At 45.2% G+C, this 7,133-nt stretch carries 4 protein-coding genes; 2 read left to right on the forward strand and 2 right to left on the reverse strand.

The window, feature by feature from the left end:
- The first annotated feature begins 27 nt into the window (after positions 1–27).
- Both PLH26_RS01250 and prfB read left to right on the forward strand, forming a co-directional pair.
- Positions 28–2,088 (forward strand): putative porin, encoded by a 2,061-nt coding sequence (locus PLH26_RS01250; RefSeq protein ID WP_324584155.1) that lies wholly within the window; start codon positions 28–30, stop codon positions 2,086–2,088.
- 273 nt (positions 2,089–2,361) lie between these two features.
- A protein-coding gene (gene prfB, locus PLH26_RS01255) for a peptide chain release factor 2 (protein WP_349770408.1) occupies positions 2,362–3,463 on the forward strand; the annotation gives its coding sequence in 2 pieces (ribosomal slippage) (positions 2,362–2,421 and positions 2,423–3,463; 1,101 coding nt in all).
- 235 nt (positions 3,464–3,698) lie between these two features.
- Here the strand turns inward: prfB and PLH26_RS01260 are convergent.
- Positions 3,699–5,216: a RagB/SusD family nutrient uptake outer membrane protein gene (locus tag PLH26_RS01260; protein ID WP_324584157.1), complete on the reverse strand. Its 1,518-nt coding sequence runs from the start codon at positions 5,214–5,216 to the stop codon at positions 3,699–3,701.
- 17 nt (positions 5,217–5,233) lie between these two features.
- Positions 5,234–7,133 (reverse strand): SusC/RagA family TonB-linked outer membrane protein (locus PLH26_RS01265; RefSeq protein ID WP_324584158.1); only part of this gene is annotated, 1,900 nt, incomplete at its 5' end.

A 7,133-nucleotide genomic window follows, 5' to 3' on the forward strand; every position in this document is an offset into this window, starting at 1 on the left:
TTAGCTATTTTTTTCAACGGATATGCAATGATTTCAGGTATTTTCGCCGGGTACAGGGTTAAGCCAACAGCATTGAAGAAAATATTTACATACATACTGCTATCTATACTGGTGGGTTCTGCATTACCTGCATTATCACAGCGGCTTCCGGGAAGGCTGGGTAATATCAGCAATATGGGCCGGGGAGGCAGATCGGGAGGCGGCGATTCTATAAAATTTGAGCACCGCGACCCTTTTGCAGATTCGGTAAGCATCCGCTTTAAATACATTGATTCTGTACGCTCCTATACTTTCGATTCGTCTTTGATTGATTTTTACATTAAAGTGCCGCTGAAGTCGGAATACGTATGGCTGGGCAACAACGGTACAGCCACCACCTCTCTTTTGTTCAATCCGTCAACAAGGCCCGGCTGGGATCCGGGATTCCATGCTTTTGACGCTTATGCTTTCAGCACGGAACAAACCCGGTTCTATAATACTACCCGCCCGTTTACCGAGTTGAACTACCTGATCGGCAGCGGCGCCGAACAGTTCATCAATATCTTACACACCCAAAACATAAAGCCCAACTGGAATTTCGCATTCCAGTTCAGGCTCCTCAATGCACCGGGGTTCTTTAAAAGCCAGAACACCAATCATTCCAACCTGCGGCTCAACTCTTATTACCAGTCGCCCAACAAAAGATACGGGATATATTTCATTGGACTCACCAACAGCCTGCAATCGGCAGAAAGCGGAGGCATAGCGAGCGATAGCTTTCTGGTAGATAAAACCGGCACCTATTCAGACCGGTTCAACATTCCCATCAATACCGCCGGTGATGCCACATACAGCCGTGATCCCTTTAATACACAATTAAAAACAGGTAATAAATACAATGAGCTCAAACTATTGATAAGACAACAATACGATTTTGGTAAAAAAGATTCAGTGGTAACCGATTCTACAGTTATCAAACTCTTTTATCCGCGCTTCAGGATCGAACATACACTTCAATACAACACTTACAAATACCTGTTCCAGGACATTGCACCCGACAGTGCGTTCTACAAAAAAAACTATGATATAGCATTTAACCCCGGCGACTCTATTGTATACAGCAGTTCCTGGAAAGAGGTTGTTAATGATTTTTCCGTTTACCAGTTCCCCGATATTAAAAACCAGCAACAATTCCTGAAAGTGGGTGCCGGTCTCCAAAATCTTTCTCTAAAAAGATACGATGCTACACGCGATGTGCTGTATAATGTATTTTTACATGGCGAATACAGGAACAGGACCCGGAATAAAAAATGGGACATTGAAGCGCATGCGCAATTTTACGTTACCGGCTTTAATGCCGGCGACTACCGGGCATATATCAGCCTGCAAAGATTGCTCAGCAGTGAGCTGGGCTCCTTACAGGTAGGTTTTGAAAATGCGAACCGAACACCATCTTATCTCCTGCGCAATACCAGCGGGTTCCCGGTTGTAACGCCCCCCGGCGGAACCAATAAAGAAAATATTACACACCTGTTTGGCTCTTTTACTGTTCCGGCTTTACAATTACAGCTCGGCGGTCATTATTATCTTATCGGCAATTATGTATACTTTAAAAATTTTTATGAAGCCGATCAGCAAGCCGCTCCTTTTAACGTCTTGCAGATCAAAGGCAGCAAGGATTTCAGGATAAGCAAATTCTGGCATTGGTATGCAGATGTAGCCCTCCAAAAAACCGCCGGGAATACGCCTGTTAATATTCCATTGCTTTACCTGCGGAACCGTCTTGTTTTCCAGGGGCGGTTCTTTAAAAACCTGAACATTGCCCTCGGGTTAGATTCGAGGTATTATACGCCTTACACTGCCGACAATTACTCTCCCGTAACCGGCCAGTTCTTCCCGCAGGACAGCATCCGCATAGCCAATTTACCCGATATCGCGGCTTTTGTAAACTTCAGGATCAGGAGCTTTAGCGCTTTTGTACGACTGGAAAACCTGAATACGCTGGAGCTGGATGGCTTTTCTTTCACCAACAACAATATGGCGGCGCCCCTGTATCCTTACCAGGGACTGCTCTTTAAGGTAGGCATCTTCTGGAATTTTGTGAACTAGGGTTGTTGGCTTTCAGCCTTCAGCATTGAGCTTTCAGCACACCTCATAGCTGAAGCTGATCACTGATTGCCTTTTTCGTACCTTTGCATCCGGCACTTTGATTCCCGGATAAAAAGAAGAAATGACAACAAAAAAGATCATATTTTCCTTCCTGCATTTTTTAAAAGGATTATTTGTAAAAAAGGATTGTTGCAGGTGAATGTATTTGAGATTTGACATTTCAAATTTGAAATTTCAAATGTCAAATCCCCGATATCCCTTATTTTTGCGGCCATGACACAGGAACAATTAAAAGATATGAGACTTGCCGTTGGCGTGTTGGGGAGGTTTCTTTGACGTTGCCAACAGGCGCGATAAAATAGCAAGTGATAAGCAGCTCACCCTTTCCCCCGGTTTCTGGGACGACAATGCACGGGCTACACAGATCCTTAAAGACATTAAGCTAAATGAATACTGGTTAAAGCTGTATGAAGATGTTCACACGGCAGTGGAAGATTTTACTGTGCTGTTCGACTTTTGGAAAGAAGGAGAAGGATCGGAAGAAGAAGTAAAAGCGGCATACGAATTCGCCAATGACCGTATTGAAGAAGCCGAATTCAAAAGCACGCTCAATCAGCCGGAAGATGAATTGCCTGCCGTACTGCAGATAAACAGTGGTGCAGGCGGAACAGAAAGCCAGGATTGGGCTGAGATGCTGGCCCGCATGTACAGAATGTATGGCGAAAAACAAGACTGGAGCGTTACGGAGCTAGACTGGCAGGAAGGCGACGGAGCCGGGATAAAATCTGCTACGCTGCAATTTGACGGCCCTTTTGCCTATGGTTTTTTAAAATCAGAAAGCGGAGTGCACCGGCTGGTTCGCATTTCACCATTCGACAGCAATGCCCGGCGCCATACTTCTTTTGCTTCCATATTTGTATACCCGCTGGTAGATGACTCCATTGATATAGCGGTAAGCCCGGCCGACCTGGAATGGGAGTTCTACCGCAGTGGCGGCAAGGGCGGCCAAAACGTAAACAAAGTAGAAACCGCTGTACGGTTAAAGCACATTCCCTCCGGCATCATTGTAGAATGCCAGCAAAGCCGCACGCAGGGAGAGAACAGGGAAAAAGCATTAAAAATGTTGAAGAGCCGTTTGTATGAAGAAGAAATACGCAAACGGGAGGAATTGAAGAATGCTTCAAATGCCAACAAAAAAAGAATTGAATGGGGCAGTCAGATCCGCTCTTATGTATTCCATCCTTATAAAATGATCAAGGATCACCGCACAGATTACGAGGTAGGAAATGTACAGCCGGTGATGGATGGTGAGTTAGACGGCTTCATTAAGGCCTACTTAATGATGGAAAAGGAAGCGGAAAGCAACAAGTCATAATATATGTTTGTTTGTAGCCGGAGGCTACAATATTCGCGTGTGAAGCGAAGACGCTTCACACAGGCCTCTTTTCAAATTTTTGCTATGCGATTTTTGCTATACGAAGATTTTTGCTATACGAAGCGTCTTCGCTTCGTACATATTCTTCATAAAAACCGCTATTGAACAGTTATACAAAAAGAAAAGGGCTACCCTTTTAACGGCAGCCCTTTATCAATGAACCGGCACATTATATTCAGAAACCCGTATTGTTCGGCAACAGGTTTGGATTAACATCTATTTCCTGCTTGGGCACAGGGAACAACAATTGTTTCTCTGTAAATGTTGCATTAAATACGGTGGTATGTCCAATAAAATCATCCCAGTTACCGGTTACATCATTGTGTACTTTTCTGGTCCGGAGCATATCAAACCACATCTTATTTTCAAAACACAATTCAAAATAGCGCTGCAGCCAGACTTCTTTCTCAAAAGCATCCTGGCTCATGGAACCGATAGGATCAAGATCGGCTCTCTCACGTATATCATTCACATACTGGATCGCTTTTGAATTAGGCCCGCCTTCGGCACGGTTGGATGCTTCGGCATACATTAACATCACATCTGCCAGCCGGTACAATGTATAGTTGAGGTCAGACTTAACGGTATTGGTCACCGCGTCAACATCGAACCATTTGTAAATATAAGGCCCCTTAAAGGTTACGGTTGTTCCGGGTGATTTTTCGCTGGGATAGCTGCTGTAAAAGAACTGGCGTTCCTCTACGCGCTTATCGCCTGCCGGAAAAGAAGCGATAAACTCTGCAGTGGGATATACCGATCCGTATTCGTCGGAGTATTTGGAGATACCCGAATAGTTGGGAATGGTCAAAGGCGTTAACGGGTTGGTGGAAGGTACGCTGGCCGCATATTGCACCTGGAAAATAAATTCGCCTTTATTTTTATTGGCGGGGTCAATCATATCTGTATACTCGGGAAACAGCGTATAGCCGCCATTGGTAATAACATCCAGCGAACGTTTGGCCGACTCGGCGTAAGCGGCATCCCCGCCATTGATCGCGGCGCCGGCATAGGTAAGGTACACATCTGCCAGAATGGATTTTACGGCACTCATGGAAACCAGGCCTGTATTATCCTGCCAGGGCAGTGTTGATTGTTCTGCCAGCAAAAGATCAGGTATAATAATACTGTCGTAAATATTCTTTGCCGGAGAGCGGGAAAGGTTTAACCCGTCTACAGATTCAGGCACTTCCGTTATATTGGGAACATCGCCATACATCCTTACGAGGAAAAAATAATACAAAGCCCGGAGCGTATGCGCCTCTGCAAGCAGGTTGGCTTTCATCTCATCCGTTAAACCGGGTGCAGTGATGCCGGGGATCTGCGCTATAGCCTGGTTGCAGGCGCCTACGCCTTTATACAGGTTCTGCCACCAGGTATCCACATAAAAGGAAGTAGCATTATAGCTGAGATTTTGAAAAAGGGTAAAATTTGTCTGTCCCAGGTCGCTGTTTGATTTCCCCGTCATAAACTCCATTAAATTCCAGGTATTGCCGCCATAGGAGGAAGGTTGGCCACCCAGCATGGAGCTTTGCAGGTTCTGGTAACAGGCATTCGCAAAAGCTCTCGCCACTTTAACGCTCGACAAAGATGATTCGGGCGTAATAAAATTCGCGGGTTCTTCTTCGAGGAATTTTTTGCACGAAGCGGTCAGGAAAATAGCCGCCCCGATACCTATATAGATGATCTTTTTCATGTTCATTTGTTTTGAAATTAGAAATTGAGCGTAACACCTAAGTTCCATACGCGTGGACGCGGATAAGAGAAAAAGTCGAGGTTCTGTGAAAATGAACCGTTGGCGCCGTAAGAACTGTTATAGGTGTCCACTTCCGGATCATACCCTGTATAATCGGTAATGATGAACAGGTTCTGAACGCTTGCATAAATCCTCAACCTGTTTATGTTAAGCCTATCCAGGGTTTGAGACGGTAATGAATAGCCCAGCACAAAATTCTGCCCCCGGATAAAAGAACCGTCTTCTACCCACCAGGTATCAAATTTGGAGTCCTGCGCAAATTTATAGTTCCTTACCTGCGAGATCATCGTGTTCTGGTTGTCCGGCGTCCACGCATCCAGTACCGTTTTCAGGCTGTTGGCGATCGTTTGCCTGTCTTCCGAAGAATGCTTGAATGTGGCAGCTGTATTTACACCCTGCACAAAGCGGATGTCGAAAGTAAAGTCCCAGTTTTTGTAATTCATGGTGCTGCTGAAATTGCCCGTCCATTTGGGGTAAGCCCTTCCTATGATGCCGTAGTGTTCGGAGCCGTCGGGGTTGAGCAGGTATTTTCTGTCGCCCGGCTTCAAACCCTGTGAGGCGGCAAGATCAGCTTCTTTGTCACTATAGGTGCCCAGCCTTGTTCTTCCCCAGAATGATCCTATAGCTTCTCCTACACGCAAAATATTCGTTTGCCCCAGGAAATTGGGCCCGGGGAATATATCAGCATCCCCGTCCTTTAACTTGAGGATCTTGTTTTTGTTGGTGGCAAAAATAAAGTTGGTTGACCAGGTGAAATCCCTGCTTTGAATATTAACGGTATTCAGGTTCAATTCAACACCTGCATTTCTAACAGAGCCCACGTTGATGTAAACAAAATTGCTGTTCATGCCTGCCGACCATGGAATAGGCGCCTGCAACAACAGGTCTCTTGTAACGCGGTTATAATAATCTGCCGTGAGTGTTACCCGGTTATTGAACAGTCCGAGTTCAACACCTGCATCGGCCTGTAATGAAATTTCCCATTTCAGATCGGGGTTGCCGAGATAGTTTGGAATAAGGGTTGACTGGAGGCTACCGTTAAGCACCGTAGTGCTTGGTTGTGTTTGTGCAATAGACTGGTATTGCCCGATCTCCTGATTGCCCGAAGTACCATAGCTGGCACGGATCTTCAGATCGCTGATGATACTATTGATATTGTCCTTCATAAAGTCTTCTTCCGATACCCTCCATGCAGCGCCTACCGAAGGAAAGAATGCATACTTATTATTGGTACCGAATTTGGAAGAACCGTCGTAGCGGCCTGTTGCCGTAAATAAATATTTGTCGCTGATGTTATAGGTAACACGCGCAAAATAAGAGTTCATCGCCCATTTATAATCCTGCGACTCTTCGGCAGAACGAACAGATCCGGCCTGTAAATAATGCCACTGGAAAATGTCATCAATAAAATTCTGCGCTTCTGCTCTCATTCTTTCCTGGTTGAACTGCTGCCAGGAGGCACCCAGTAAAGCGGTCATCTTATGACCATTATTAAATTCCTTATTCCAGGTAAGATAATTTTCAGACTGCCAGTAAATATTGTTGTAAGTATTCAGGTTGGCAACACCACCCTGGTCCTGCGAAAGGTTATGTAAGTCTCCTGCAGAATAAAAATTATTTTTTTGATCATTCAAATTAAATCCGAAATCAGATTTAAAATCCAGGTCTTTTGTTATGTGAAACAAAAGGTAGGTATTGCCCAGTGTCTGAAAATTATTATTGAGCGAATACCGGTTCTGTGCAATATGTACAGGATTGGCGCCACCTTCAAGCCCGTCAATATCACTGTTACCTGCCCAGGTGCCGTCGGGGTATTTTACGGGGAGAATAGGAACCTCTTCAGTAACCATACGCGGC

The organism is Agriterribacter sp., from assembly GCF_035444585.1.
In the GTDB taxonomy this organism is placed as follows: domain Bacteria; phylum Bacteroidota; class Bacteroidia; order Chitinophagales; family Chitinophagaceae; genus Agriterribacter.

Excerpts from the sequence above, each read along its gene's own strand:
- PLH26_RS01260 (WP_324584157.1), bottom strand. The coding sequence starts at position 5,216 with ATGAAAAAGATCATCTATATAGGTATCGGGGCGGCTATTTTCCTGACC.
- PLH26_RS01250 (WP_324584155.1), top strand. The coding sequence starts at position 28 with ATGATTTCAGGTATTTTCGCCGGGTACAGGGTTAAGCCAACAGCATTG.